This is a genomic window from Sphingobium sp. RSMS (assembly GCF_005406185.4).
Classification (GTDB): Bacteria; Pseudomonadota; Alphaproteobacteria; order Sphingomonadales; family Sphingomonadaceae; genus Sphingobium; species Sphingobium fuliginis.
On sequence record NZ_CM191257.1, the window covers coordinates 3,039,322 to 3,065,607 of the forward strand.

The 26,286-nt window shown below is 64.7% G+C and carries 24 protein-coding genes and 1 pseudogene; 15 read left to right on the plus strand and 10 right to left on the minus strand.

All coding sequences use genetic code 11. From position 1 onward, the window contains the following. The first annotated feature begins 5 nt into the window (after window positions 1-5). The 4 genes and pseudogenes from EGM87_RS14785 (at window position 6) to EGM87_RS14800 (ending at window position 4,502) form a co-directional block, all read left to right on the plus strand. A complete protein-coding gene (locus tag EGM87_RS14785; protein ID WP_048577326.1) occupies window positions 6-2,081 on the plus strand; it encodes a transglycosylase domain-containing protein in 2,076 nt (691 codons plus the stop codon). Between the two features lie 142 nt (window positions 2,082-2,223). Beyond that, a pseudogene (locus EGM87_RS14790) lies at window positions 2,224-2,556 on the plus strand (IS5 family transposase); the annotation flags it as partial. Window positions 2,557-2,633: 77 nt separating this feature from the next. Next, complete coding sequence (locus EGM87_RS14795) at window positions 2,634-3,776, plus strand: IS110 family RNA-guided transposase (RefSeq protein ID WP_137709147.1); 1,143 nt, start codon at window positions 2,634-2,636, stop codon at window positions 3,774-3,776. Window positions 3,777-3,808: 32 nt separating this feature from the next. After that, window positions 3,809-4,502 (plus strand): IS5 family transposase gene (locus EGM87_RS14800; protein ID WP_410483116.1). Its coding sequence is split into 2 segments (ribosomal slippage): window positions 3,809-4,008 and window positions 4,007-4,502, totalling 696 coding nucleotides; the frame shifts between segments, so codons are not numbered across the junction. Between the two features lie 121 nt (window positions 4,503-4,623). Here the strand turns inward: EGM87_RS14800 and EGM87_RS14805 are convergent. Continuing rightward, on the minus strand, window positions 4,624-5,580 hold the full coding sequence (locus EGM87_RS14805; RefSeq protein WP_137710016.1) for an aspartyl protease family protein: 957 nt from the start codon (window positions 5,578-5,580) through the stop codon (window positions 4,624-4,626). A 256-nt stretch (window positions 5,581-5,836) separates the two neighbouring features. Between EGM87_RS14805 and rho the strand changes: the two genes are divergently transcribed. Together rho and EGM87_RS14815 are read left to right on the plus strand one after the other, a co-directional pair. Continuing rightward, window positions 5,837-7,093 (plus strand): transcription termination factor Rho, encoded by a 1,257-nt coding sequence (gene rho / locus EGM87_RS14810; RefSeq protein ID WP_007689303.1) that lies wholly within the window; start codon window positions 5,837-5,839, stop codon window positions 7,091-7,093. A gap of 134 nt (window positions 7,094-7,227) precedes the next feature. After that, window positions 7,228-7,947: a YjbE family putative metal transport protein gene (locus EGM87_RS14815; RefSeq protein ID WP_061934359.1), complete on the plus strand. Its 720-nt coding sequence runs from the start codon at window positions 7,228-7,230 to the stop codon at window positions 7,945-7,947. Window positions 7,948-8,007: 60 nt separating this feature from the next. Here the strand turns inward: EGM87_RS14815 and EGM87_RS14820 are convergent, their stop codons facing one another. The 3 genes from EGM87_RS14820 to EGM87_RS14830 form a co-directional block, all read right to left on the minus strand. Then, window positions 8,008-9,027, minus strand: coding sequence for a phytanoyl-CoA dioxygenase family protein (locus tag EGM87_RS14820; protein ID WP_171010051.1), 1,020 nt, complete (start codon window positions 9,025-9,027; stop codon window positions 8,008-8,010). A gap of 143 nt (window positions 9,028-9,170) precedes the next feature. After that, a complete protein-coding gene (locus tag EGM87_RS14825; RefSeq protein ID WP_216365634.1) occupies window positions 9,171-10,139 on the minus strand; it encodes a quinone oxidoreductase family protein in 969 nt (322 codons plus the stop codon). A 15-nt stretch (window positions 10,140-10,154) separates the two neighbouring features. Continuing rightward, window positions 10,155-10,853: a dienelactone hydrolase family protein gene (locus EGM87_RS14830; protein ID WP_048577324.1), complete on the minus strand. Its 699-nt coding sequence runs from the start codon at window positions 10,851-10,853 to the stop codon at window positions 10,155-10,157. Between EGM87_RS14830 and EGM87_RS14835 the strand changes: the two genes are divergently transcribed. The 8 genes from EGM87_RS14835 to pepN all read left to right on the plus strand — a co-directional run bounded on the left by EGM87_RS14835 (window position 10,844) and on the right by pepN (window position 19,501). Further along, window positions 10,844-10,972 carry a hypothetical protein gene (locus EGM87_RS14835; RefSeq protein ID WP_262856979.1) on the plus strand — a complete coding sequence of 43 codons (129 nt, stop codon included), beginning with the start codon at window positions 10,844-10,846 and terminating at the stop codon, window positions 10,970-10,972. The two genes, EGM87_RS14830 and EGM87_RS14835, sit on opposite strands and share 10 nt — an antisense overlap. 39 nt (window positions 10,973-11,011) lie before the next feature. Further along, window positions 11,012-11,272: a DUF6489 family protein gene (locus tag EGM87_RS14840; protein WP_025551156.1), complete on the plus strand. Its 261-nt coding sequence runs from the start codon at window positions 11,012-11,014 to the stop codon at window positions 11,270-11,272. Window positions 11,273-11,293: 21 nt separating this feature from the next. Next, a complete protein-coding gene (gene mnmE / locus EGM87_RS14845) occupies window positions 11,294-12,577 on the plus strand; it encodes a tRNA uridine-5-carboxymethylaminomethyl(34) synthesis GTPase MnmE (RefSeq protein WP_137710014.1) in 1,284 nt (427 codons plus the stop codon). A 58-nt stretch (window positions 12,578-12,635) separates the two neighbouring features. Beyond that, complete coding sequence (gene mnmG / locus EGM87_RS14850; RefSeq protein WP_137710013.1) at window positions 12,636-14,486, plus strand: tRNA uridine-5-carboxymethylaminomethyl(34) synthesis enzyme MnmG; 1,851 nt, start codon at window positions 12,636-12,638, stop codon at window positions 14,484-14,486. Then, window positions 14,483-15,124, plus strand: a complete 642-nt coding sequence (gene rsmG, locus EGM87_RS14855) for a 16S rRNA (guanine(527)-N(7))-methyltransferase RsmG (RefSeq protein WP_103001252.1) — start codon at window positions 14,483-14,485, stop codon at window positions 15,122-15,124. Before mnmG ends, rsmG begins: the two co-directional genes overlap by 4 nt. After that, entirely contained in the window at window positions 15,121-15,903 is a 783-nt protein-coding gene (locus tag EGM87_RS14860) for a ParA family protein (protein WP_025551164.1), read from the plus strand. Before rsmG ends, EGM87_RS14860 begins: the two co-directional genes overlap by 4 nt. A 14-nt stretch (window positions 15,904-15,917) precedes the next feature. Further along, window positions 15,918-16,820 (plus strand): ParB/RepB/Spo0J family partition protein, encoded by a 903-nt coding sequence (locus EGM87_RS14865; RefSeq protein ID WP_171010048.1) that lies wholly within the window; start codon window positions 15,918-15,920, stop codon window positions 16,818-16,820. Window positions 16,821-16,903: 83 nt separating this feature from the next. Further along, window positions 16,904-19,501, plus strand: a complete 2,598-nt coding sequence (gene pepN, locus EGM87_RS14870) for an aminopeptidase N (protein ID WP_137710011.1) — start codon at window positions 16,904-16,906, stop codon at window positions 19,499-19,501. Window positions 19,502-19,564: 63 nt separating this feature from the next. On the opposite strand, the gene EGM87_RS14875 is transcribed toward pepN, so the two are convergent. Genes EGM87_RS14875 through EGM87_RS14890 form a run of 4 tightly spaced genes read right to left on the minus strand, consistent with a single transcriptional unit; the run spans window position 19,565 to window position 23,110 of the window. Next, the gene (locus EGM87_RS14875) at window positions 19,565-20,179 is read right to left on the minus strand and encodes an ABC-type transport auxiliary lipoprotein family protein (RefSeq protein ID WP_082166215.1); all 615 of its coding nucleotides are present in this window, start codon (window positions 20,177-20,179) and stop codon (window positions 19,565-19,567) included. Window positions 20,180-20,186: 7 nt separating this feature from the next. Then, a complete protein-coding gene (locus tag EGM87_RS14880) occupies window positions 20,187-21,149 on the minus strand; it encodes an MlaD family protein (RefSeq protein WP_137710010.1) in 963 nt (320 codons plus the stop codon). A gap of 3 nt (window positions 21,150-21,152) precedes the next feature. After that, complete coding sequence (locus EGM87_RS14885) at window positions 21,153-22,001, minus strand: ABC transporter ATP-binding protein (protein WP_044660607.1); 849 nt, start codon at window positions 21,999-22,001, stop codon at window positions 21,153-21,155. Continuing rightward, window positions 22,001-23,110 (minus strand): ABC transporter permease, encoded by a 1,110-nt coding sequence (locus tag EGM87_RS14890; protein WP_044662860.1) that lies wholly within the window; start codon window positions 23,108-23,110, stop codon window positions 22,001-22,003. The genes EGM87_RS14885 and EGM87_RS14890 overlap by 1 nt, the downstream gene beginning before the upstream one ends. A 99-nt stretch (window positions 23,111-23,209) precedes the next feature. Between EGM87_RS14890 and EGM87_RS14895 the strand changes: the two genes are divergently transcribed. Next, window positions 23,210-23,884, plus strand: a complete 675-nt coding sequence (locus tag EGM87_RS14895; RefSeq protein ID WP_025550761.1) for an HAD family hydrolase — start codon at window positions 23,210-23,212, stop codon at window positions 23,882-23,884. A 57-nt stretch (window positions 23,885-23,941) separates the two neighbouring features. On the opposite strand, the gene EGM87_RS14900 is transcribed toward EGM87_RS14895, so the two are convergent. Together EGM87_RS14900 and EGM87_RS14905 are read right to left on the minus strand one after the other, a co-directional pair. Next, window positions 23,942-24,874 carry a 2-hydroxyacid dehydrogenase gene (locus tag EGM87_RS14900; protein WP_137710009.1) on the minus strand — a complete coding sequence of 311 codons (933 nt, stop codon included), beginning with the start codon at window positions 24,872-24,874 and terminating at the stop codon, window positions 23,942-23,944. Further along, window positions 24,871-26,196 (minus strand): cystathionine gamma-synthase family protein, encoded by a 1,326-nt coding sequence (locus tag EGM87_RS14905; protein ID WP_061934341.1) that lies wholly within the window; start codon window positions 26,194-26,196, stop codon window positions 24,871-24,873. Before EGM87_RS14905 ends, EGM87_RS14900 begins: the two co-directional genes overlap by 4 nt. Window positions 26,197-26,286 lie beyond the last annotated feature (90 nt).

The window sequence follows — 26,286 nt, forward strand, 5'->3', positions numbered from 1 at the left end:
GAACCATGGCACGATCAGGCAAGAGCAGCGAACCGCGGGGCAAAGTGAAGACATGGCTGGTGCGGGGCCTGAAGATCGGCCTCGTCGGCGGCCTCAGCGCGCTTGTCGCGATCGTCGTGGCGGTGGTGATCGCCTATCAGTCTCTGCCCGACTATGAATCGCTGAAATCCTCGCCCAACGGCCAGATGATCCGCGTCCATGCCGCCGACGGCAGCGTCATCGTATCGCTGGGCCCCAGCTTCGGCCGCTGGCTGAGCTACGACCAGATTCCGACCGTGATGGTCGATGCGATGGTTTCGACCGAGGACAAGCGTTACTATCTGCACCCCGGCGTCGATCCCATCGGCATGGCGCGCGCCGCCTGGGTGGCGCTGGAGCGGCGCGGCAGCGGCCGCCGCTGGCAGGGCGCGTCCACCATCACCCAGCAGGTGACACGTAACATCTTCCTCAACAACAGCTACAGCTGGGGCCGCAAGGTGCGCGAAATGGTGCTGGCCCTCGCACTGGAACGCAAATTCTCCAAGCGGCAGATCCTGGAGCTTTATCTCAACAAGGTCTATTTCGGCGGCGGCGCCTATGGCATCGACGCGGCCAGCCGCAAATTCTTCGGCCACCCGGCCACCAGCCTGGACCTGCCCGAAGCGGCGATCGTCGCCGGTCTGGTGAAGGCGCCCTCCAGCTATTCCCCGACCGCCGACGCCGATGCCGCCATCGGCCGCGCGGGCGTGGTGCTGGAACTGATGGAGGAAAATGGCAAGATCAGCGCGGCGGAACGCGCCTCGGCCGGTCTCCAGAATGTAAGGATGGCGCCCGAACCGCCGCAGAACAGCGTCCGCTACTTCACCGACTGGGCGCTGCCGCAGCTCGACACGCTGATCGATGAGCCCAATGAGCCGCTGGAGGTCTACACCACCATCGACCTCAACATGCAGAAGGCGGCCACCGCGGCGATCCAGGCCAATGTGCCCAGCGGCACGCAGGGCGCGCTGGTTTCGCTCGACCGCGACGGCGCGGTGCGGGCGATGGTCGGCGGGCTGGACTATGTGAGCTCCAACTATAATCGCGCGACGACCGCGACCCGGCAGCCGGGTTCCGCCTGGAAGATCTTCGTCTACATGGCGGCGCTGGAGGCGGGCTATACGCCCGACACCGGCGTCACCGACAGTCCGGTCGACATCAACGGGTGGAAGCCGCGCAACAGCAATGGCCGCTTTTCCGGCGACATCGATATCCGCACCGCCTTCGCCTATTCGGTCAACACCGTGGCGGCGAAGCTGGGCGTGGAGGTCGGCTTCCCCACCGTGGCGGACATGGCGCGCCGCTTCGGCATCACCACGCCGATCAACACCCATCCCTCGATGGTGCTGGGCACGTCCGACGTGCGCCTGATCGACATGACGCGCGCCTTCGCCTCCATCGCGCGCAAGGGGGTGGCCGTGACTCCCTATGGCATCACCCGGGTGACGACCGCCGAAGGCCGCCTGCTCTACGAACATCAGGACGACACCAGCCGGGTGCTGGTCGCCCCCTGGGTCGCGGCGGGGATGACCGACCTGATGCAGACCGCCGTCAGCACCGGCACCGGCAGGGCCGCGCAGATCGGCCGCCCCGTCGCCGGCAAGACCGGCACCACCAGCAGCAACAAGGACGGCTGGTTCCTGGGCTTTTCCAGCGGCATCACCACCGGCGTCTGGATGGGCCGCGACGACGCCCGCGCCGTGGGCGTCCTCCAGGGCGGCCGGGCGCCGGCCCATGCCTTTGCCGACTATATGAAGGTCGCCGTCGCGAAACGCCCGGTCGAACAGTTCGAAACGCAGGTGACGCTGCCCGAATGGCAGCTCGAACCGGATGAGGAGGCCTATTATGGCCAGCCCGACGGCGGCACGGACAGCGGCATGATGGTCGATGAAAACGGCCTTCCCATAGAACGGGCGCAGCAGCCGCCGGAGGATGAGGAACAGCCGGACGATAGCGGGCAGGCGGCGCCCAATCCCGCCGACCGGCCGCAGCCGCCGCGTCTGGACCAGCAATGGATCGACAATGTGCTGGGCCGCAATCGGCAGCAGCCGGCGCCACATTAGGGCATGGTGCGGAAGGTCTCGCCCTGAGCCTGTCGAAGGGGGCAACCGGTTTTCCGCTTAGACCATGCCTAGGCCGTAGTGACATTTTAGGGATTCACGACGGTTTGGATTTGTGATTCAAGGCTGGCTTTTGGAGGCTGGCGTGGAAGGCGAAGTGCTGCGGGATGATCAGTGGGAGCGGCTGCGGGAGTTCGTTCCGGGCGGGCGCAAGGGCAAGCGCGGTCCTCGCAGTGACGGACGGTTGTTTCTTGACGCCTTGCTCTGGCTGGCGCGTTCAGGGGGACGCTGGCGCGATCTACCGGAGAAGTTCGGTCCCTATCAGACCGCCAAGCGGCGTTATTATCGCTGGGTCGAGCAAGGCGTGATCGACCGGATCTTCGAGGCTGTGTCGGATGATCCCGACATCGAATGGCTGGCGATCGATGCGACGGTGATCCGCGCCCAGGCCCAGGCGGCTGGGGCACGGGTAAAAAGATCCCATGATGAGAGTTGGATAGCGGCCTGAGGGAGCTCAGAGTCGGTTTGCTACCAACCACTCTGAAAGGATTTGCCATGTCAGCAGACCCCATCTCGCCGCCTGCCGCCATCCGTGTTGATCTTGGCGCAATTTTCGTCTCGCTGGAACTCTCGAAATCGACATGGCTGGTGACTTCTCTATCGCCGGGTAGTGAGAAGATGTCCCGACACTCGGTGCCGGGCGGCGATATGCCAGCGCTGCTCGCGTGCCTTGATGCCCTGCGTGATAAGGCACAGGCCCGCGAGGGTCAGCGCTATCCGGTGATCGCTATTCAGGAAGCGGGGCTTGATGGCTTTTGGATTCATCGCGCTCTGGCGTCGGAAGATTGGATCACCAGCCATGTGGTCGACGCCGCTTCGATTGCGGTCTCGCGCCGGCACCGGCGGGCAAAGACCGACAGGATCGATGGCGAGACGCTGGTTTGTACCCTGATGGCGTGGATGCGCGGTGAGCCAAGGGTGTGTTCGATGGTTCGCGTGCCAACAATCGAGGAGGAGGACCGTCGGCGGATCGGGCGAGAACGTAAGGCGCTAGTCAAGGAACGCACGCTGCACATGAACCGCATCAAAGGCCTTCTCTTCGGTGTCGGCATTCGGGGTTATGAACCGAACCGACGGGATCGACGTGAACGCCTGGAAGAGCTGCGGACGGTCGACGGCAAGCTATTGCCCTCGCATCTCAAGGCGCAGCTCAATCGTGAGCTCGACCGTCTCGAGTTGCTCACCGAACAGATCAAATGCGTTGAGGCCGAGCGTGACCACATGTCAGAGACATCGCCGCAGGCGATGCTTGCCACGCTCAAGGGCATAGGCCCGGAGTTTGCGAACGTCCTCGCCAGCGAAGGGCTGTTCCGACACTTCGACAACCGGCGCCAGATCGCGGCCTATGCCGGGCTCGCGCCCTCGCCGTGGCGCAGCGGCTCGATCGATCGCGAGCAGGGCGTCTCGAAATCCGGCAATCCGCGCTTACGCACGACGATGGTTCAGGCGGCATGGCTGTGGTTGCGCTACCAGCCGGACTCGGCCCTGTCGCGGTGGTTTCAGGAACGTGTGAGGAGCAACGGAGGGCGCGGCAAGAAGGTCGCCATCATCGCACTGGCACGCAAGCTCCTCGTGGCTTTCTGGAAGTACGCAGTGAGCGGTGTTGTGATCGAGGGTGCAGTCATGACGAAGGTCTGATCAACAACTCCGTGTAATCTAATCCCCGGGGCCTGATCAGCCCCGATGGATCCAGGCGAACGGACCGAAGCCCCCCATGGCCTCATCAGCCGAAGGAAAAGAATGGTCCCGTTCTCCTGAGCCTAGCCCCGAACGAGGGATTGTGGTGCAGCCGTTCCGAACGGCGACCGGATGTGAGGTTGTACAGGCGCAGCATGTCCGCCGGTACTCGTGACCTGGCTCAGCTGGATATCATCGATGATCGAATGGCCGCAAAAAATGCAAACGCACCTGTTGACCGGAGAAACATCATGTGAGGGGGGCGCTCAAGCCCAGGCTCTCGGGCGCTCGCGAGGCGGGTTCGGCACCAAGATCCATGCCGTAGTCGATGCCTTGGGCTTGCCGATCCGCTTCATCCTCGGCCCCGGACAGCAAAACGACATGGCGCCCGCCTGCGATCTGATCCGCGGCATCCCGGCTGGCAAGGTTCTGGCTGATCGGGCCTATGACGCCGACAGTTTGCACGATCTCATCTACGAGCAAGGCGGCGAGCCGGTCATCCCACCTCGCCGCCATCGCAAATATCAGCACCACTATGATCGCATCGCCTACAAACAGCGTTGGGGCATCGAGGGCTTCTTCGCCAAGCTCAAGCAGTGGCGCCGTATCGCAACACGCTATGACAAACTCGCCGCAAACTTCCTCGGCTTCGTCAAACTCGCCAGCATCATGCTCTGGCTCAAATGATTAAATCGTCACTACTGCCTAGAGCGTTTTCCAAGCAGATTAAATCATCTGCTGACCCGGAAAACGCGACAAAACAAAAACTTAGAGCAGTCGAGCCGATGCAATCGGATCGGAATCTGCTCTAGCCCGCCGCTCTCCGCGCCGTCGCGAAGCGTTTCCGGTCGAGCAGCCCCGTATCCGGCAGCAGGAAGTCGACCTTCCCCCGCCCGAAGTCGATCGCCACCCGGTCGAACAGCTTGAGCGCGTCGATGCCGAGCAGCAGCGCGGGCTTGTCCTGAAGCTCCAGTTCCGCGAAGGGCTGGGCATCCGCGAACATCACCGGCATCTCGTTCAGCGTGACCTGCCCCATGCGCACCCGGTCGATCAGGCCCGCCTGGCCCGACAGCGTCTCTCCCGTCACGCTGGTCAGCGTCACCAGCTTCATCGCGGGCGCCTTCTTCTTGCGCACCAGCTTGTTCATCAGCGCCATATTGCCGACGCTGACCGAAGTGCCGGTGTCCAGGATGATGCTGACCTGCATCCCGTTCACGTCGGAATCGAGCAGGATCAGCTGCCCCTGGCGCCGCCGCGCTTCGACGACGATGACATTGGGGTCGCGCCAGCTCCGCTTGCTGTTGCTGATCTCCATCTGGCCCGTGCGGAAATTCAGCAGCAGCCGCTTGGCGTGCAGGCCGTCCAGTCCCAACAGTCCGGGCGCGCCGATATGCTCGCCTTCCAGCACCGGCGCCTCTATGTCGTCCACCACGGTCTTGCCGAAGCCCAGGCGCGGGACGGCCACCGTGTCCACCTCCGCCCGGCCGGTCATGCTGATCACCGTCACCCGATCCCGCAGCGGCAGCGCAAGCCGTTCGGCCAGGGCGCGGGAAATGACGGTGCGCTGCGATCCGGTGTCGACCACGAAATTCCACGGCCCCCTGCCGTCGATCTGGATGGGGATGGTGATGCGGGCGTCGTCGCTGGCAATGGTGCGGATCACCGCCGGCGGCTCTTCGGGGTCCAGCGCCGAGCGATCCTGCGCCGCAAGGGGAGGGCTGGCGATCGCGATCGCGATGCCCAGAGCGGCGCGCCAGCGTCCCATCTCCCGTTCCTCCTAATTTTATTCCTGTATAGCATGAGCGCCCCGGTTCCGCCCATCCCATTTCATTCGCGGCAGGGCGCATATCGGCAATTTCCGTTCAACTGAACGGCTCAGCCACCTTGACTTGGCCTATGGCAGATCGCTAAACGCCAGACATTCTATCCCGCCCGTCCGGCGCGGGTTTCCCCGAGTCATTGCCGGGCAGACCTTCCCCATTTCTCCTTCCTCGTCTCTCATTCCATCGGACTTCACGCGAATGCACCTTAAGGATCTCAAGAAAAAAGCGCCCGCCGAACTCGTGACCATGGCGGAGGAACTGGGCGTCGAAGGCGCATCGACCCTGCGCAAGCAGGACCTGATGTTCGCGATCCTCAAGGTCGAGGCCGACAATGGCGAGCAGATCATGGGCGAGGGCACGATAGAGGTGCTGCCCGACGGCTTCGGCTTCCTGCGCTCCCCCGAAGCGAACTTCCTCGCCGGTCCCGACGACATCTATGTTTCGCCCAACCAGGTCCGCAAATTCGGCCTGCGCACCGGCGACACGGTGGAGGGCGAAATCCGCGCACCCAAGGATGGCGAGCGTTATTTCGCGCTGACCAAGCTCATCTCGGTCAATTTCGACGATCCCGAAGTCGTCCGCCATCGCGTCAATTTCGACAATCTGACGCCGCTCTACCCGACGCAGAAGCTGACGCTCGACGCGACCGACCCGACCGTCAAGGACAAGTCGGCCCGCGTCATCGACATCGTCTCGCCGCAGGGGAAGGGCCAGCGCGCCCTGATCGTCGCGCCGCCCCGCACCGGCAAGACCGTCCTGCTCCAGAACATCGCCAAGGCGATCACCGACAACCATCCCGAAGTCTTCCTGATCGTCCTGCTGATCGACGAACGCCCCGAAGAAGTCACCGACATGCAGCGCAGCGTGAAGGGGGAGGTGGTTTCCTCGACCTTCGACGAACCGGCGCAACGCCACGTCCAGGTCGCTGAAATGGTGATCGAAAAGGCCAAGCGCCTCGTGGAACACAAGAAGGACGTGGTGATCCTGCTCGACTCGATCACCCGCCTCGGCCGCGCCTACAACACGGTGGTGCCGTCCTCGGGCAAGGTGCTGACCGGCGGCGTCGACGCGAACGCGCTCCAGCGGCCGAAGCGCTTCTTCGGCGCGGCGCGCAATATCGAGGAAGGCGGTTCGCTCTCGATCATCGCCACCGCGCTGATCGACACCGGCAGCCGCATGGACGAAGTCATCTTCGAAGAGTTCAAGGGCACCGGCAATTCGGAAATCGTGCTGGACCGCAAGGTGGCGGACAAGCGCATCTTCCCGGCGCTGGACGTCGGCAAGTCCGGCACCCGCAAGGAAGAACTGCTGGTCGACAAGGCCAAGCTTTCCAAGATGTGGGTGCTGCGCCGTATCCTGATGCAGATGGGCACGGTCGACGCGATGGAATTCCTGCTCGACAAGATGAAGGATTCCAAGACCAACGAGGATTTCTTCGATTCGATGAACCAGTAAGCCGCGGCATGGGTTGTGCTTCTGCCGGAGGCGCGCATCCATTCCATCGCGCCGCCGCGATTTTTCGGGCCGTCGGACTCCGGTCTGGCGGCCCCTTTGTTTTGGGCCATATTTTCAGGGGATAGCAGGCCGTCATGATCGACCTACTCGCAACCGCCGCCGCTGCGGCTCAGGGGATCGGCTCACCCGCCGACATCTGGGCGCACATCGTCAATGATTTCAGCAATATCGGCTCGCCCGCCGCGCTGGCTGCCTTCGGCCAGGTGTTGATGATCGACGTTCTGCTGGCGGGGGACAATGCGATCGTCGTCGGCGCATTGGCGGCGGGCCTGCCTGCGGAACAGCGCAAGAAGGTGATCCTGATCGGCATCATCGCCGCGCTGGTGCTGCGCATCGGCTTCGCGCTGGTGGTGACGCAGCTGATGCAGATCGTCGGGCTGATCCTGGCGGGCGGATTGCTGCTGCTCTGGGTGGCGTTCAAGATGTGGCGCGAACTCCACCCGAAGCGGGGCGGGGACACGCCCGACACCAGCGACGACGACATATCCGGCCTGCGTCCGGCCAAGAGCTTCGCGGGCGCGGCCTGGGCTGTGGCGGTCGCTGACGTTTCGATGAGCCTCGACAATGTGCTGGCGGTGGCGGGCGCGGCGCGCGATCATCCCGGCATCCTGATCATCGGGCTGATTCTGTCCGTGGCGCTGATGGGCATCGCCGCGAACATCATCGCCAAATATATCGAGCGCTTCCGCTGGATCGCCTATCTGGGCCTGGCGGTCATCATCTATGTCGCGATCAAGATGATCTATGACGGCATCGTCGACCATCAGGTCGGCATATTGACGCTCTTCGTCTAGAGGTGGCATCCACACGGCGGGTTATGGCAGGAGGGCTCCATGCGCCCTTCAGCGCACCCATCACCCGTCCGCCGCGCCCTTGATGCCCACCGGCCGCCATGGCTGCCTGATCAGGCCGGCAGCCTTGTCGCCCAGCCACCAGCGCAGCGGAATCCGGCGCTCGGCAATGCCGGGCAGGCTCCAGACATCCCATCCCCTGGCCGGCCGGAACGGGTTGCGACGGCCATAGGCCCAAATCTCGACCCGCGTCGCGGGGGTGCTGGCCGGGCTGCGCGCATGAAAGCCGAATGTGTCGGCGATCAGCAGGGTGTTGGCGGGCACTGAATAGATGCTGGGCTGCGGCAGGCCCAAGGCCGCCAGTTCGCTGACATCGATGCGCAGCGATCCTCGGGCGGAAAGACGGCAATCGCCATCGCGCGCGCTCAGGCTGCGCTGCTTTTCCCAGGCCAGCCGCTGCGGCGTCAACCGGTGCGACCCCTTCACATAGGCGAAGGGACCGGTTTCGACCGGCACGTCCTCCAGGAACAGCCATGCCTTCATCGCCGGATAGAAGGTATCGGCATGGAAAGCGAGTTGCGGATCGGGCGCGGCGTCGCGCCGCTGCGGCAGGATGGACTGGACGTAGAGCAGCGGCTCTATGTCGAAGCCGGAGACATAGCGGGACAGCGCCCGCCAGCGGCCATCCCGGCGGAAGGCTTCGAAGGCCGGAATGGCGCGCCGGGCGGCGGGGTCCAGCGCCAGCCGCCGCGTGATCGTGTCGCCCTGAACCATTTCCCGCGCCGGTCCGCGGTAGGAAAAGAGCTGTTCCTGGAGGGCGCGGAAGGTTTCTGTGGGCAGGAAATCCCGGATTTCCACGACACCGTCCCGGTCGAAAGTCGTCCGATGCTCGGGATCGACGGCATTGGCCAATCGTTTGCGGCGCCGGGCCGTCATGGCCTGCGCCGCCCGCACGCGCGCCGCGTGCAGCCCCAGCGCATTGAGCCGCGTCGAACCGATCAGCGGATTGTCGACGAAGGATTTGGCGCCGGTGAAAAGCTGGGCGAACCAGAGCGGCGCGAGCAGGGGCGCAAAGGCATTCATCGACCGCGCCTTGCCATTCCGGTTGGGTCCGGTCGAGCGGAATATGCCGCCCGCCTTGAAAAACAATGCGTTTCCAATGATGTGACGTGCACTGTCATCCGACCGATACCGACGCAAACCGCTTCCAGCCCTGCCTGCGGCAGTCAGGGGATCAGGAGCGTGCTTCCCGTGGTTTGCCGCGCCTCCAGCGCGCGGTGCGCGTCGGCGGCATCCGCCAGGGCAAAGCGCTGGCCGACGACGGTCCTTACCACGCCCCGCGCCATGCGGTCGAACAGCCTTTCGGCAGTCCGTGCCAACTCTTCGGGAGTAGCGATATAGTCGAACAGGGTCGGGCGGGTGACATAAAGCGACCCACCCCGGCTGAGTTCGAGCAGGCTGATCGGCGGCACCGCGCCGGACGCATTGCCATAGCTCACCATCAGGCCGCGCCGCTTGAGCGACGCCAGCGACGCGCTCCAGCTATCCTTGCCCACGCCGTCATAGACGACATCCACTCCACGCCCGCCGGTGATCTCCCGCACGGTGGAGGCCAGGCTGTCGAAGCTCCCATAAAGGCTATGTTCGGCATCCACCTTCGCCGCCTTCTCCGCCGATCCGCAATGGGCGATCACCACCACGCCCTTGTCGCGCAGCCACGGCACCAGCACGGAACCGACACCGCCGGCGGCGGCATGGACCAGCGCGAACTGCCCCGCCTCCAGGGTGACGATGTCCTCCGCCAGATAGCAGGCGGTCATGCCCTTCAGCATCATCGCCGCCGCATCCTGCGTGGTGACGGCATCCGGAATCCTCACCGTCTGGTCGGCGCGCACCATCCGATGCGTGGCATAGGCGCCCAGTCCGACCGCACAGCCCACCTTGTCGCCCACGGCAAAGCCGGTGACGCCCGGACCGACGGCGGCGACATGGCCCGCGCCTTCCGCGCCGATCGGCGTGGGCAACGGCGCGGGATAAAGGCCGCTGCGAAAATAGGTGTCGATGAAATTCAACCCGACAGCATCCTGCGCGATCAGCAATTCGCCTTCACCAGGCAGGCCGGGGTCGAACTCTTCCCGCGCGATCACCTCCGGCCCGCCGTGCGTGCGTGCCACCATCCGCCATGCCTGCGTCATGCCTTTGCCTCCCGGTCAGAGATGGGCCGCGAAGAAATCCGCGGTCCGGCCATCGGCAAGCTGCGCCGCCGCCTCGTTGCGGCGCGCGCCCATCTCGGCGGCAAAGCCGTGATCCAGCCCCTCATAATCATGCAGGGTGACATGACGATTGTCCTTCAGCCCTTCATGCATCTTCTGCTGCACCTCGGGCGGAACGAAGCCGTCTGCGGTGGGAACATGCAGCAGCACCGGCTTGCCGATGGCGTGCTGTTCCTTCAGCAGGCCGTCGATGCCGACGCCATAATAGGCCACGAACGCATCGCCATCGGTCCGGCAAGCCGACATGAACACCAGCCGCCCGCCCAGGCAATATCCGACCAGCCCGACCTTGCCGCCTTGCCCCAGTTCCTCCCGCGCGGCCTTGATCGTCGCCTCTATGTCGCGAATGCCCTGGTCCTGGTTGAATTTCTGCATATGGCCGATGGCCGCCTGAAAATCCTCCGCTATGTCGGCATCCAGTTCGACATGCGGCTTCTCGCGCCAGAAAAGATCGGGCGAAAGGGCCAGATAGCCGGCCGCCGCCCAGCCATCGCATTTGCGTCGAATCCCCTCGTTCACGCCAAAGATTTCCTGGATCACCACGATCGCGGCCTTGGGCGTTCCCTGCGGCCGGGCAACATAGACATCGAACCGGGCATCGCCCTCCAGCGTGGGGATGGATGTGAATGCTGCCATGGGAAATCCTTTCCTTTTTCCTGACATTGTCGATGGCCGGCATAATGGCGGTTGCGGTGCGGAGTGCAACCATGCTTGCCGTCAAAAAATTTGCCTTGCGCGCCCTTGTTGCGGCATGAGGCGTTGTAAAGGGTGGCTGCAGCAAAGGGTAGCGGGATATGAAGGTAAGCGTGGACGTCGACTGCACTCCTGCGGAGGCCCGGGCTTTCCTGGGGCTGCCGGATGTCACCCCCATTCACGACAAATATGTGAAGACGATGCTCGACAGCTTCGACGGCGTCGCCAATGTCGAGCAGATGGAGACCCTGTTCAAGAGCTTCTCGCCCTTGGGCGATGCCGGAATGCGCCTGTTCAAGCAGATGATGGACATCGGCCTGGCCGGAATGCCGGGCAAGAATGGCGACAAGAATCCGGGCTGATCCTGCCAGGGACGGCGCGCCGTGACGGACACCATCTTTGCCCTGTCGAGCGGCGCGCCCCCTGCCGGCATTGCTGTCATCCGGATCAGCGGACCAGCGGCAGGCCGGGCGCTTCTCGCGCTGGCCGGGCAATTGCCACCACCCCGGCGGGCCCGGCTGGCGTCGCTGCACGACCCCCGCGACGGCGCCTTATTGGATCGGGCCCTGATCCTGTGGTTTCCCGGACCGGATACGGCGACCGGCGAGGACCTGGCCGAACTGCATTGCCATGGCGGGCGGGCGGTCATCGCCGCGGTCGAGCAGGCGCTGGGCACGCTCGAAGGGTTGCGCCGGGCCGAAGCGGGAGAGTTCACACGCCGCGCCTTCGCCAATGGCCGCATGGACCTGAACGCGGTGGAGGGGCTGTCCGATCTGCTCGCTGCCGAGACACAGCAGCAGCGGCGCGCGGCTTTGTTGATGGCGGAAGGCCATTTTTCACGGCGGGTGGAGGGATGGCGCCGAACATTGCTCGATCTTTCCGCCATGACGGAAGCGGCGCTTGATTTCTCCGATGAGGATGATGTGCCCGATCAGGGAATGGAGGCGCGGATCGGCCAGGGCGTGCATGGCTTGGCAGGGGAAGTCGAAGCCATGCTCGCCGCGCCATCGGCCGAGCGGTTGCGCGACGGCGTTCGCGTGGTTCTGGCAGGCCCGCCCAATGCGGGGAAGTCGACGCTGCTCAACCGGCTTGTCGGGCGGGAGGCGGCGATTGTATCGGACATAGCCGGGACGACCCGCGACCGGATAGAAGTACCGGCCGCGCTGCATGGCACCGCCTTTCTTTTCACGGACACCGCCGGCCTGCGCGCCGAAACGGACGATGCCATTGAAGCCATCGGCATGGACAGGGCGCGGGGCGCGCTCGACGCAGCGGACATCATCCTCTGGTTGGGTCCGGCGGAGGAGGCTCCTCGCGCGGACGCCATATTGGTTGCCGCACAATGCGACCGGAACATGGCTACGGACCGCCCCGGTATTCGGCTTTCGGCCGTCACAGGCGAGGGGATGGATCGCCTCACATCCATTCTGCTCGAACGCGCCGCCGCTCTCCTGCCGGGTGAGGGCGATTATGCCCTGCACCGGCGGCAGCGGGAAGCCGGGGCGCAATTGAACAGGCATCTGAGCGCCGCCCAGGCATCGGACGATCTGCTGATCGTCGCGGAGGAGTTGCGGCAGGCCCGTCAGGCCATAGACCTGCTGACAGGACGGGCCGGTACGGAGGACATGCTCGACCGCCTGTTTGCCGGATTCTGCATCGGTAAATAGCCATGTTCCACGTGGAACAGTTTTGACCGGGGCGCCCCACTTCTGTTAAGGGGCGCGCATGCGAACAAGCTATGATGTGATCGTGGTCGGCGGCGGCCATGCAGGCTGCGAAGCGGCGGGCGCAGCGGCGCGCAAAGGGGCCTCGGTTGCGCTATTGACCTTCGACAGGGCGACGGTGGGCGCCATGTCCTGCAATCCGGCCATAGGCGGTCTGGGCAAGGGCCATCTGGTGCGGGAGGTCGACGCGCTGGACGGCTTGATCGCCCGTGCTGCCGACGCCGCTGCCATTCACTACCGCATGCTCAACAGCAGCAAGGGCGCAGCGGTTCAGGGCCCGCGCATTCAGGCTGATCGCAAACGCTATCGTGCGGAGATTCACCGCCTCCTCGACGCCCAGCCCGGACTGGAGATCGTGGAGGGAGAAGCCAGTGGATTGATCCTGACGGGCGGAGCCATCGCCGGATTGTCCCTGGCCGACGGACGGATGCTCAAGGCGCCCGCCGTGGTGCTCGCAACGGGAACATTTCTAGGCGGTAAGCTCTTCCGGGGGGAAGAGACGCAGGCGGGCGGCCGTACCGGGGAGCGGGCGGCGACGGCTTTGGGGGTTCAGCTTCGCGCACTGGACCTGCCGGTTGGAAGGCTCAAGACCGGAACCCCTCCCAGACTCGATGGCCGCACCATCGATTGGGCGCGGCTTGAGGCGCAGCCTTCCGATGGGTCGGCATGGACCATGTCCGCCATGTCGCCGGGGCGGCCGCTGCCGCAATTGAGCTGCGCCATTACGCGCACCAATGAACGCACGCATGCGATCATCCGGGAAGGGCTGGGCCGTTCGCCGTTGTTCAGCGGCGCCATCGAGGGCAGGGGGCCGCGTTACTGCCCATCGATCGAGGACAAGGTGATCCGCTTCGGCGATCGCGACGGGCATCAGATATTCCTGGAGCCGGAGGGGCTGGACGACCATCTGGTCTATCCCAACGGGATCAGCACTTCGCTTCCCGCCGATGTGCAACTGTCGATGGTGCGGTCGATGGCGGGTCTGGAAAAGGCCGAAATCGTCGTGCCCGGCTATGCCGTGGAATATGACCATATCGATCCCCGCGCCTTGGATGCGACGTTGGAAGTGCGCGCGATCCCCGGTCTTTTCTGCGCGGGGCAGATCAACGGCACGACCGGTTATGAAGAGGCGGCGGCTCAAGGCCTGATCGCCGGAATCAATGCCGCAGCAAAGGCCAAGGCGGAGGAACCGCTCATTCTGGATCGGGCCAGCAGCTATATCGGCGTGATGATCGACGATCTGGTTCTGCAGGGCGTGACCGAGCCCTATCGCATGCTCACTGCCCGCGCCGAATATCGGTTGCGGCTGCGCGCTGATAATGCGGGCACCCGATTGGCCCCGCTCGGCATCTATCATGGGGTGCTCGGCAAAGAGCGGACCGCCTATTATGCGGAACGCGCCCATCAGCGCTCGCTCGTGGAAGAAGAATTGGGCCGTTCCTTCTCGGCTACCGAAATGGCCAGATCGGGCGCATCCGTCCGGCAGGATGGCGCGCGCCGCACGCTGTTCGAATGGGCGCGATTTCCGGAGGTGGGGCAGGATCTGCTCTTCGGGCTCGCGCCGGCATTGGCCCGAACATCCGCCGACCTGCGCGACGAGATTCTGGAAGACGCGCATTATGCGCCCTATCTGGAGAGGCAGGAGGCGGAGATCGCGGAGATGCGCCGCAATGAACGTGTCGCCATTCCGGCCGATTTCGACTTCGCTTCTATCGGCGGGCTCTCGACGGAAATGATCGAGCGGCTGGATCTGGCGCGGCCGGACACGCTTGCGGCGGCGGGACGCATTCGCGGCATAACGCCCGCGGCACTGGCGGCCCTTCTCGTTCACGTCAGGCGGCGCGCCGCGTGACGGAAGAAGAAGCACGGCAATGGCTGCAGGCCCGCTTCGATGTTTCACGTGGAACATGGGAGCGGCTGGAGAGCTATGTTGCGATCCTTCTGAGGGAGATGGAGCAGCAGAACCTGATCGCTGAATCGACCCGCGCCCATATATGGGCGCGGCACATTGTCGATTCCGCGCAGCTCCTGCCTTTGGCGGCGAAGGCCGGGCAGGGCAGGTGGGTCGACCTGGGTTCGGGTGCCGGCTTGCCGGCCATAGTCATCGCGATCCTCCATGAGCGCCCCATCCAACTGGTGGAGTCACGGCGCAAGCGGATCGACTTCCTGAACGACGTCATCGCAGAGCTTGGCCTCTCCCATGCCCAGGTCTTTGGCGGTCGAGTAGAGACCGTTCCCGCTTCGGCGGCAGCCATCATCAGCGCCCGCGCCTATGCGCCTCTGCCCCGGCTGCTCGAATCCGCGCATCATCTGGCCGATGAAAAAACCATTTGGGTGCTTCCAAAAGGACGAAATGCGCAGAATGAACTGGAGGCGGCGACTCGATCATGGCAAGGTGCGTTCCACGTGGAACGCAGCGTGACCGATGCCGACAGCGCCATCATCGTCGCGGAGGCGGTCCGATCCGTCAGGAGGAAAGCCCGAGGATGATCCGTATTGCCATTGCCAATCAGAAGGGCGGCGTCGGAAAAACCACGACCGCCATCAATCTGGCCACAGGTCTGGCGGCCACTGGTCTTCGCGTGCTGCTGGTCGATCTCGATCCTCAGGGCAATGCGTCCACCGGACTCGGCGTCAACCAATCGGATCGCGTCCAGTCGAGCTACGATCTGCTCCTCGGCAATTGCGCGCTTGAGGATGCGGTTCTCGGCACGCGGGTTCCCAAGCTCGACATCGTTCCCGCGACACAGGATCTGTCAGGCGCGGAGATCGAACTGATCGAATATGAGGAGCGGACCCATCGGCTGGAAAGGGTCCTCGCCGAAGCCCAGCCGGGCCGTTGGGACATCTGCCTTATCGACTGCCCGCCCTCGCTCGGCCTGCTCACGATCAACGCCATGGTCGCGGCGCAGTCGCTGCTCGTGCCGCTGCAATGTGAATTTTTTGCGTTGGAAGGGCTCTCGCAACTGCTCCAGACAGTGGAACGGATTCGTGGCCGCTTCAATCCCGGCCTGTCGATCATGGGCGTGGCGCTCACCATGTACGACCGCCGCAATCGCCTGACTGATCAGGTTGCGGACGATGTGCGGGCCTGTCTGGGCGATCTCGTCTTTTCCACGGTCATCCCGCGCAATGTCCGCCTGTCGGAAGCGCCCAGCCACGGCGTGCCGGCCCTGATCTACGATTTCCGCTGCTCGGGATCGGAAGCCTATATGCGTCTGGCGCGTGAGTTGATCGCGCGCCTGCCCCGGCAGGAGGTTGCTGCTTGAATAACGAAAATGCCATGAAGTCGGTGAAGCGCCCCCACGGCCTTGGCCGGGGGCTGTCGGCACTGTTGGGAGACGTGGCGCGGGAAGAACCCGTCGCGCCGACGGCGGCCACGCCGCCGTCCACTAAGGCGATCCAGAGCATCGAAGTCGCGCTGATCCAGCCCCATCCGGAACAGCCGCGCCGCCATTTCGATGAGGGCGCGTTGCAGGAACTTGCGGACAGCATCGGCAAGCGGGGCGTCATCCAGCCGATCATCGTTCGGCCCCATGGCGGCGGTTTCCAGATCGTCGCGGGCGAGCGTCGCTGGCGCGCGGCCCAGCGCGCCCAGCTTCACCGCATCCCTGCCATCGTGCGCGATTTCGATGAGGCGGAAACGCTGGAAATCGCCCTTATCGAAAATATCCAGCGCGAAGACCTCAACCCGATCGAAGAAGCGGAAGCCTATCGCAAGCTGATCGCGGAGTTCCAGCACAGCCAGGAGGCGCTGGGCCGTCTGGTCGGCAAGTCGCGCAGCCATGTCGCGAACTTGATGCGCCTTCTCGATCTGCCCGCGCCCGTTCAGCAGCAGGTGATCGAACAAAAGCTCAGCATGGGCCATGCCCGTGCGCTGATCGGCGCGCCGGACTGCGAAAATCTGGCCCGCACCGTCGAAGCCAGGGGCCTGTCGGTTCGCGATACGGAACAACTGGTGCGCCGCGCGAAGAAGGGCGATGACGCGCCGGGCCGCAGGCCGGCGGCCGCCCCGAAGGAAAACGATCCCGACATCGCGGCTCTGGAGCAGCATCTTGCCGACATATTGGGGGTGAAGGTCGACATCGACTATATGCAAGGCGGCAACGGCACGCTTTCGCTGCATTATTCGACGCTCGACCAACTGGACATGCTGTGCCAGCGCCTCTCGGGCGAGCGTATCTGAAGCTTCGCCAAAGGACCGGTGGCCAACGCATTTAGGCGCGGCGGCCACTGGTCTTTTCCGACTCAACTGCCTAGCCTGCACGCATGGCAGACAATTCCTCTTCCCTCACCGTGCCCCATATCGTCCGTCGCGAGGACTATCGGCCGCCGGACTGGCTTGTTCCCGACATCGCGCTGGATTTCGATCTCGACGCCGCTGCAACGCGCGTCCATGCAACCTTGTCGGTCACGCGAAATGGCGATCATGACCGGCCGCTGAAACTGGATGGCGACGGCCTCCTGCCGCTGGAGATCAGGGTCGATGGCAACCCGCTCGCCGCAGACCAATGGTCGATGGACAGCGGCGCGCTGGTCGTCGCGCTTCCCGACGCCGTTCATATAGTTGAAACGCTCGTGGAGATTGCGCCTCAGGACAACAGCAAACTGATGGGGCTTTATGCCAGCGGCGGCCTCCTCTGTACGCAATGCGAGGCGGAGGGTTTCCGGCGCATCACCTTCTTCCCCGACCGGCCCGATGTGCTGTCGCGCTATTCGGTGCGCATGGCGGCGGACAAGGCGCTCTACCCGGTGCTGCTCGCCAATGGCGATCCCGTCGAGCAGGGAGAGTTGCCCGGCGGCCGCCACTGGGCGCGCTGGAACGATCCCTTTCCCAAGCCCTGCTATCTGTTCGCGCTGGTCGCCGGCGACCTTGCCTGCAATGCCGACCGCTTCGTCACGATGAGCGGGCGGGAGGTGCAACTGGGCATATGGGTCAGGGACGCGGACCTGCCCCGCACCGCCCATGCGATGCAGGCGCTCAGGAACAGCATGGCCTGGGACGAGCGCGTCTATGGCCGTGAATATGATCTGGACGTGTTCAACATCGTCGCCGTTGCCGATTTCAACTTCGGGGCGATGGAGAACAAGGGCCTCAACATCTTCAATTCACGCTACATATTGGCCGATCCGGAAACCGCGACCGACATCGACTATGACGGCGTCGAGGGGGTGGTGGCGCATGAATATTTCCACAACTGGTCGGGCAATCGCGTCACCTGCCGCGACTGGTTCCAACTCAGCCTGAAGGAAGGCTTCACCGTCTTCCGCGACCAGAATTTCTCCGCCGACATGGGATCGCATGCGGTCAAGCGGATCGAGGACGTCCGCATCCTTCGCGCGGCGCAGTTCCAGGAGGACAGCGGACCGCTCGCCCATCCGGTTCGCCCGGAATCCTATATGGAAATCAGTAACTTCTACACCGCGACCATCTACAATAAAGGCGCGGAGCTGATCCGCATGATGGCGCTGATGCTGGGTCCGGAGCGCTTCCGTGCCGGAACGGACCTCTATTTCGACCGGCATGATGGCGAGGCAGCGACCTGCGAGGATTTCGTGCGGGCGATGGAGGAGGGGGGAGAGATCGACCTCGGCCAGTTCCGCCTCTGGTATGAGCAGGCCGGCACGCCTCATGTCCGCGCCCTGCTGACCCACGACCCGGTCGCGCGCAGCGTGACATTGCTGCTGGAGCAGACGGTCCCGCCCACGCCCGGCCAGCCCGAAAAACGGCCCATGGCCATCCCGCTGCGCACGGCTCTGTTCGATCCGGAAACGGGTGAGAACAGGGGCGATGAACTGCTGATGCTGACCGAAGCGCGGCAGAGCTTCACCTTCCAGGGCTGGACGACCGCGCCCATCCTTTCGATCAATCGCGGCTTTTCCGCCCCGGTCATTGTCGAAACCAATCGCAGCCAGGCCGATCTTGCCTTCCTCTCGGCCCATGACGACGATCCCTTCGCCCGTTATGAGGCGATGCAGCAACTCATGGTCAATGTGCTGGTCGGCCGGATCGGCGGGCAAGCGGTCGATGAGGATGCGGTGATCGCCGCGATCCGCAACGCCGCCACCGATCCGCTGCTCGACCCCGCCTTCGTCGCGGAGGCGATCCGCCTGCCGAGCGAAGCCTATCTGGGCGATCAGATGGCGGTGGTCGATCCCGACGCGATCCACGCGGCGCGGGATGCGCTGCAACGGCGCATCGGCGCCGAACTGGAGCCGCTCTGGCGCGATATTCACGCCCGGACCAGGGCCAATGCCTTCGCCCTGTCGTCAGCCGCCAAGGGCGCCAGGAAGCTGCGCAACACGGCGCTGCTCTATCTTGCAGCTTCCGGCGCGGTCGATGGTCCGACCGTCGCCTTCGGCCAGTTCAGCGAGGCCGACAATATGACCGAGCGGCAGGCAGCGCTCGCGACATTGGCGAACGGCACCAGCGCGGAACGGGAAGCGGCGCTCGACATCTTCTACAACCGCTATCGTGACGATGCGCTGACGCTGGACAAATGGTTCCAGACCCAGGCCTTCGCCTTCCATCCCGATACGGTCGATCTGGTCGAGGAACTGGGCAGGCACAAGGATTTCACCCTGACCAATCCCAACCGGGTGCGCGCGCTCTATGGCGCCTTCGCAGGCAATCAATGGGCGTTCCATCACCCGTCGGGCAAGGGCTATCGTCTGGTGGCGGACTGCATCATCGCGCTCGACAAGCTGAACCCCCAGACCGCCGCCCGGCTGGTGCCGCCGCTCGGCCGCTGGAAACGGTTCGATGAACCACGCGCTGCGCTGATGCGGGCGGAATTGCAGCGCATCCTGCTTGAGCCGGGACTGTCGAAGGATGTGACGGAGCAGGTAAGCAAGAGTTTGGAGTAAAGACGTCCTTCCACCCCGCGCGTCACCCCAGCGAAAGCTGGAATGATGGCCAGGAACGGCGCCCTACCTTCCCGAAGTCGCCAGCCAGGCGGCCACATCCGCCGCCACCTTGTTCGCAGCGGCATTGAGCGGAGCGCCCACGCTGCTGGCGTCGATCTTGCCCCCGATCGGCGCGCTGGCGGTGAAGCGCTGCTTGGCGATGGCCGTGCCGCCCGGCCCGGTGAGCATCGCGTCATAGGTCACGACCGCGCTGTTGCTCGCCTCATCCACGCCGAAATCGACCAGCTCGCCCATCAGCCGCTGCCCGGCGTCGGCGGAATATTGGCCGGGGTCGAGCACGATGCGGTTGCTCGTGGCGGCGATGGTTTCGCCCAGCAGCTTCTGGAACAGGTGGCGCGGCGTGTCCGCCCATTGCACCTTCGTCACATAGGCGACCGACGTGGGGGAGGTGATCACCGGCACCCGCACCGTATCCAGCATCTTGGGCGCTTCGGGATCGGCTACCGTGATGGATGCGCCCGCCGATGCGCTGCGCAGCGTGCCCGGGGCGACCTTCTGCGCAGCGTTGAGCGACAGCAGCCGCTCGGGCGGCTTGCCGCCGAAGGACACGCAGCCGGCCAGCATCGATGCGCCGAGGGCCACGGGCATCAGGCCAAGTTTCCTGTGAAACATCATCATGTCCCTCTTATCGCTTGTAATCAGGCAATTTGGGCGATCCGACGATCGATCCCGCACCCTGCTGATCCAGTTTTTCCGCCACGCCGCGGAAGGAGCGCGACATTTCGCGCAGGTCGCGGACCAACTGGTTCACCTCCGGCATGGTCTGGTTGCTGAAGGCGTGGACGCCCGGCTGCGCCTCCGCAATGGTCTTGTCGAGCGTGTCGATGCTGCGCGTGGCCGACTGGATGCTCTTGCGCAGGTCGGCCAGCAGCGGACGGCCCTCATCATTGACCATGGCGTCGGTGGACGCGGCCAGCTTGCCGATCTGTTCGGCGGCGATGCCGGTGCGCTGCACGGCGATGCGCGCCTCGGCCAGCGTTGCCGCGATTTCGGGGCTGCGGTCGGCCAGCGAGCCGGAAATCCGCTCCACATTGGCCAATATACCAGCGATGGACTGCTGATTCTTGTCGTTGAGCAATTCCGTCAGCCGCTCGGTCAGCGTCGACAGCCGTTCCAGCAACTGCGGGGCGTTGTTGAGCAGCTCGCCCAGCGCCCCCGGCTTGGTCGGGATCACCGGTACGCCATCGGGGCAGGAGGCGAAGGGGTTTTCCGCCGGGCAGGTGATCGGCGGCGCGCCCTTGACCGCGCCGTCCAGCACGATTTCCGACACGCCGGTAAAGCCCACCCCGGCAATGGTCGCGGTGGTCCCTTGCAGGATCGGCGTCCCTTCCTTCACCGAAATGCGCACCTTCACGAAGCTGGGATCGCGCTTCCACAGCTCGATCTTCTCGACCTGACCGGATGGAACGCCGGAATAGTTGACGCTCGATCCCTTGGCGAGGCCGTTGACCGACTGTTTGAAGAAGATGTCATATTCCATATTGTCGCCCTGGGAGAGGCGCGAGAACCAGAAAGCCGCGATCATGATCGCCGCCAGCAGCAGCAGCGTGACCGTGCCCACCAGCACATGGTTGGAGCGGGTTTCCATATCCTATCGCCTCTTGTCCTTTTCGCGAGCGACCGCCGCCGTCGCGGCGCGCCCGCGCGGGCCGTTGAAATATTCCTGAATCCACGGATGATCGGTCGCCAGCAGCTCATCGATGGTGCCGACCGCCGTCACCTTCCTGTCCGCCAGCACCGCCACCCGGTCGCAGATCGAATAGAGCGTGTCGAGATCATGGGTGATGAGGAAGACGGTGAGGCCCAGCGTCTGCTGCAATTTGCGCGTCTGGTCGTCGAAGGCGGCCGCGCCGATGGGATCAAGCCCGGCCGTGGGTTCGTCGAGGAACAGCAGGTCGGGATCAAGCGCCAGCGCCCGCGCCAGCCCCGCGCGCTTCTTCATCCCGCCCGACAGTTCGGCGGGATATTTGGGGCCCGCCTCGGCGGGCAGGCCGGTCATGCGGATCTTGTAGGCGGCAATCTCGTCGCGCAGCTTGGGGCCGATGTTCGGATAATATTCGCGGATCGGCACCTCGACATTCTCCGCGACCGTCAGCGTGGAGAACAGCGCGCCGCCCTGGAACAGCACGCCCCAGCGCTTGCGGATCGCCAGCGCCTCATCGTCCAGCCGGCCGATCATCGATTCCCCGAAGACGTGGACTTCGCCCTCATCGGGCGTCTGGAGGCCGATGATGGAGCGCATCAGCACCGACTTGCCCGTCCCCGACCCGCCGACCACGCCCAATATCTCGCCCTTGCGCACGTCGAGGTTCAACCCCTCATGCACGACCTGGTCGCCGAAGCTGTTGCGCAGGTTGCGGACCGATATGGCGACATCATCGCGCTCCAGCGCCTTTTCGACCCGCTCTTCCTCCGCGCTCATCGCTTCTTCGGGCGTCATCAGTTCCAGCCCACCCAGGTGAAGAAGACGGCGAAGAAGGCGTCGAGCACGATGACGAGGAAGATCGCCTGCACCACCGCCGACGTCGTGCGCAGCCCCACTTCCTCGGCATTGGCCTTGACCTGCATGCCCTGGAAACAGCCGGCGAGCGCGATGATGACGCCAAAGACCGGGGCCTTGATCAGCCCCACCCAAAGGTCATGGATCGGCACCACCTCCCGCAGCCGCTGGACGAAGGTGATCGGCGGAATGTCGAGCGATACGGCGCAGAGGAACCCGCCGCCGACGATTGCGACGATGGAGGAATAAAAGCCGAGCAGCGGCATCATCACGACGACGGCCAGCGTGCGCGGCAGCACCAGCGCCTCCATGGGCGACACGCCGATGGTGCGCATGGCGTCGACCTCCTCGGTCAGCTTCATCGTCCCCAGTTGCGCGGCGAAGGCGGAACCGGACCGGCCCGCGACCATGATCGCCGTCATCAGCACGCCGAGTTCACGAAAGGTGAGGCGCCCGACCAGGTTGATCGTCAGCATCTCCATGCCGAACTGGCGGAGCTGCACCGAACCCTGCTGGGCGATGACGATGCCGATCAGGAAGCTCATCAGGCCGATGATGCCGAGCGCCGAGACGCCCACCACCTCGAACCGCTGGACCACCGCATTGATGCGGAACCGGCTGGGATGGCGGATGACGTTCCACGTGGCCACCAGCGTTCCGCCGAAAAAGCCGAGCAGGCCCAGCATGGTGCTGCCCGCATTGACCACCGCTTCCCCGATCTGGCCGACGACGCGCTGCCAGGGCGGCACATAGTCGGGGCGGATGTTGACCGGTTCATCGACGCGGCCGACCGCCGCGATCAGCCGTTCCGCATCACATTTGTCGCCCGTGATCTTGCAGTTCCAGCGCTTGATCGTGCGGTGCAGCACCCAGGCGCCGATCGTGTCCATATGTTCCACGCCCGACAGGTCGATGGTGTCGACCGGACCCTCTATCGCGTCCAGCCGGTCGGGCAGATGGTTGAGGCAAGCGATGGACATATTGCCCGAAAGCCGAATGACCGTCTCGCCGTCGCGGACTTCCTGAGCAAGATCAGCGGCTTTGTTCATCAAGGCGGTGGTGTGGTCCATTATCGGTTGCACGGCAAGCCGAAACGGCCCATCCGCACGATCAAACGAAGGGGCACCGCAAAAAGTTTCGGACATGGCATGACGCACAGGCTCGCAATCTACGATATGGACCGCACGGTCACCTTCAGCGGCACCTATACCGGCTTTCTGGTGCATGTCGCGAAACGCATGGCGCCGTGGCGTCTGGCGCTGTTTCCCGGCGTCGTCCTGCTGATGCTGGCCTATGTGCTGAAGCTGATCAGCCGGCAGCGGCTGAAGGAAATGAACCAGGCGCTGATGATCGGCCATAATGTCGAGCGTGCCCGGCTGATGCCGCATGTGGAAAGCTATGCGGCGAAGGTGGTGGCCCATAATGTCCGTGCGGGCGCGTTGGCGCAGATCGCGAAGGACAGGGCGGACGGCTATCGGCTGGTTCTCGCTACCGCCTCCTACCGCCTTTATGTCGAGCCGATTGCCCGGCGGCTGGGCTTCGATGCGGTGATCGCGACCGATCATCTCTCGCAGGATCTGCGCTATGTCCGCGCCAGGATCGCGGGCGAGAACTGCTACGACACCGGCAAGCTGCGCATGATCAAGGCGTGGATGGCGGCCGAGGCGATCGACCGCACGCAGGCGCATATCCGCGCCTATTCCGACCATGTGTCCGACGCGCCCATGCTGGAGTTCGCGGATATTCCCTTCGCGTCCAATCCGCACAAGCCGCTGGCGAAGCTGGCGGCGGAACGGGGATGGAAACGGGTGGACTGGGCGTAAGGCTCGATGGCGGCATAGGATGAGGTCCTCCTGCCTTTGCAGGAGCATGATGCGCCGTTAAATCACCGGAGAAACCAGCGCCTCCCCGGCAAAATGCGCGGCGAGATTCGCCAACAGCATGTCCCGCATCCGCCCGACCGCCTCATAGGTCGCGCCGCCTGTATGCGGGGTCAGCACGATATTCGGCACATCGGCCCAGCGCGCCGCGGGCGTAGGCTCGCTCTCGAACACGTCCAGCGCCGCTCCGCCCAGCCGTCCCTCGCGCAGAGCCGCGATCAGTGCATGCTCATCCACCAATTGCCCCCGCGCGACATTCACCAGCAGCCCTTGTGGCCCCAGCGCGTCCATCAAGGACGCATCGATCATCCCGCGATTCTCCTCGGTCGCCCTGGCCGCCACCACCATGACGTCACTGTCCCGCGCCAGCGCCGCCAGACTTTGCGCCCGTGGCCAGCTTAGTTCCGGCTTGTCTCGTGGCCCCCACCATCCGACCCTCATCCGCATCGCCCCGGCCCGTTCGGCCAAGGCGACCCCGATGCTCCCCATGCCGACGATCCCGATCGCCGCGCCCGCCATCGAGCGGGTGAGCATCTTCGCGCCCGCGCTCCATTCACCCGACCGCACCTGCCGGTCGCCCAGCACGATCTGCCGCCGGTGCGCGAGGATCAGCCCCAGGGCATGATCCGCGACATCCGCCGCATTGGCGTCCCCCGCATGGGTCACGGCCACGCCGCGCGCCCGTGCCCAGTCGAGGTCCACCCCGTCATAGCCCACGGTGAAACAGGCGATCAGCCGCAGCGCCGCCATCCGCTCCAGCATCGCCGGGTCGAGCCGGAACTCGCCCGCCGTCACCAGCGCTTCGGCCTCCGCCAGCCGCGCCTGCCCGCTCTCCTCCCACAAGGCCATGACGTCATAATGGGGGGCCAGCACGTCCAGCAGCGGCGCCAGATGCGGCTGCGCCAGCAGGATCACGGGGCGCGCTTCCCTCATCCCACCGCCCGCAAGGCCTGGGCGAAGTCCGCGATCAGATCTTCCGCATCCTCGCAGCCGATGGAGATGCGCACCATATTGTCGCTGATCGCCAGCGCCTTCTTGCGTTCGACGGGGACGGACAGATGCGTCATCGCCGCCGGATGGCTCGCCAGCGTCTCTGTCCCGCCCAGGCTGACGGCCAGCTTGGCGATCTTCAGCGCGTCCAGAAAGGCGAAGGCCTCCGCCTCGCCGCCCTTCAGGTAAAGCGAGAAGGTCGATCCCGCGCCCGTGCAATGCCGGCGGTAGATGTCCGCCTGCCGCTCGGTCTCCGGAAAGCCGAGATAGACGACCTTCTCCACCTGCGGCTGGTCCTTCAGCCAGGCGCAGACCCTGGCGGCATTCTCGCCCGCGCGGCTCATGCGCAGCTCCAGCGTCTCCAGCGACCGCAGCAGCATCCAGGCGGAATGCGGGTCCAGGATCGTGCCGATGGTGTTCCGCATCAGCCGGATGGTGTTGATCAGCGCATTGGACCCCAGCACCCCGCCCGCGACCAGATCGCTGTGCCCGCCCGCATATTTGGTGAGGCTGTAGATGACGAGATCCGCCCCATGGCTCAGCGGATGCAGCCAGAGCGGCCCCAGGAAAGTATTGTCGATGGCGATGGGCGGTCGATATTCTTCGCCTGCGAAGGAAAAGTCGCGCCGCGCAACTACCGCCTCCAGATCGACGAGGACATTGGTCGGATTGGCCGGGCTTTCCAGATAGATCAGCGCCACGCGGCCCAGCGCCTTGGCCCGGTCGATCACCGCGCCGATCTCCTCCTCGCTCGCGCCCGCGGGGAAATCCAGCCACTGCACGCCGAACTTGCCGAGGATGCGTCCGATCAGCGATTCGGTCGCGGCATAGAGCGGCGCCGAATGGACGATCACGTCGCCCGGCTGCACCAAAGCCAGCAAGGTCGTTGCAATGGCGGACATGCCGCTGGAAAAGAGCAGGGCGTCCTCCGCCTCTTCCCAGACCGACAGCCGGTCCTCCGCAATCTCCTGATTTGGCCCATTGAAGCGCGAATAGACGAGGCCTTCGGCGCCGCCGGGGCGGATGCCAGTCACCCCCTCGAAATGCCGCTTGCCCGCTGCGGCGCTTTCGAAGGCGAAGGTGGAGGTGAGGAAGATCGGCGGCTTCAGCGATCCCTCGGACAGAGTGGGGTCATAGCCATGGCCCATCATCAACGTCGCGGGCTTCAGCTTGCGGCCTTCGATTTCCATGATCGGTTGCTTGGGGCGGCGGCGGTTGCGCGTGGGTTCCGCGCCCGTGAGGTCGGCTTCGGTTTCGCCGGTCATCGATGATCTCCTGCATGTTTGCGGCGTCTGTTGCGCCGCTGCGATGGCAGGGAGTGTAACGCTTTCGGGGGGGAAGGAGCCAGAGCGGAT

Coding starts and splice junctions, on each gene's coding strand:
- EGM87_RS14785 (WP_048577326.1), top strand. CDS start 6: ATGGCACGATCAGGCAAGAGCAGCGAACCGCGGGGCAAAGTGAAGACA.
- EGM87_RS14795 (WP_137709147.1), top strand. CDS start 2,634: ATGTCAGCAGACCCCATCTCGCCGCCTGCCGCCATCCGTGTTGATCTT.
- EGM87_RS14805 (WP_137710016.1), bottom strand. CDS start 5,580: ATGGGACGCTGGCGCGCCGCTCTGGGCATCGCGATCGCGATCGCCAGC.
- rho (WP_007689303.1), top strand. CDS start 5,837: ATGCACCTTAAGGATCTCAAGAAAAAAGCGCCCGCCGAACTCGTGACC.
- EGM87_RS14815 (WP_061934359.1), top strand. CDS start 7,228: ATGATCGACCTACTCGCAACCGCCGCCGCTGCGGCTCAGGGGATCGGC.
- EGM87_RS14820 (WP_171010051.1), bottom strand. CDS start 9,027: ATGAATGCCTTTGCGCCCCTGCTCGCGCCGCTCTGGTTCGCCCAGCTT.
- EGM87_RS14825 (WP_216365634.1), bottom strand. CDS start 10,139: ATGACGCAGGCATGGCGGATGGTGGCACGCACGCACGGCGGGCCGGAG.
- EGM87_RS14835 (WP_262856979.1), top strand. CDS start 10,844: ATGCTGCCATGGGAAATCCTTTCCTTTTTCCTGACATTGTCGATGGCC.
- EGM87_RS14830 (WP_048577324.1), bottom strand. CDS start 10,853: ATGGCAGCATTCACATCCATCCCCACGCTGGAGGGCGATGCCCGGTTC.
- EGM87_RS14840 (WP_025551156.1), top strand. CDS start 11,012: ATGAAGGTAAGCGTGGACGTCGACTGCACTCCTGCGGAGGCCCGGGCT.
- mnmG (WP_137710013.1), top strand. CDS start 12,636: ATGCGAACAAGCTATGATGTGATCGTGGTCGGCGGCGGCCATGCAGGC.
- EGM87_RS14860 (WP_025551164.1), top strand. CDS start 15,121: ATGATCCGTATTGCCATTGCCAATCAGAAGGGCGGCGTCGGAAAAACC.
- EGM87_RS14865 (WP_171010048.1), top strand. CDS start 15,918: ATGAAGTCGGTGAAGCGCCCCCACGGCCTTGGCCGGGGGCTGTCGGCA.
- pepN (WP_137710011.1), top strand. CDS start 16,904: ATGGCAGACAATTCCTCTTCCCTCACCGTGCCCCATATCGTCCGTCGC.
- EGM87_RS14875 (WP_082166215.1), bottom strand. CDS start 20,179: ATGATGATGTTTCACAGGAAACTTGGCCTGATGCCCGTGGCCCTCGGC.
- EGM87_RS14880 (WP_137710010.1), bottom strand. CDS start 21,149: ATGGAAACCCGCTCCAACCATGTGCTGGTGGGCACGGTCACGCTGCTG.
- EGM87_RS14885 (WP_044660607.1), bottom strand. CDS start 22,001: ATGACGCCCGAAGAAGCGATGAGCGCGGAGGAAGAGCGGGTCGAAAAG.
- EGM87_RS14890 (WP_044662860.1), bottom strand. CDS start 23,110: ATGAACAAAGCCGCTGATCTTGCTCAGGAAGTCCGCGACGGCGAGACG.
- EGM87_RS14895 (WP_025550761.1), top strand. CDS start 23,210: ATGACGCACAGGCTCGCAATCTACGATATGGACCGCACGGTCACCTTC.
- EGM87_RS14900 (WP_137710009.1), bottom strand. CDS start 24,874: ATGAGGGAAGCGCGCCCCGTGATCCTGCTGGCGCAGCCGCATCTGGCG.
- EGM87_RS14905 (WP_061934341.1), bottom strand. CDS start 26,196: ATGACCGGCGAAACCGAAGCCGACCTCACGGGCGCGGAACCCACGCGC.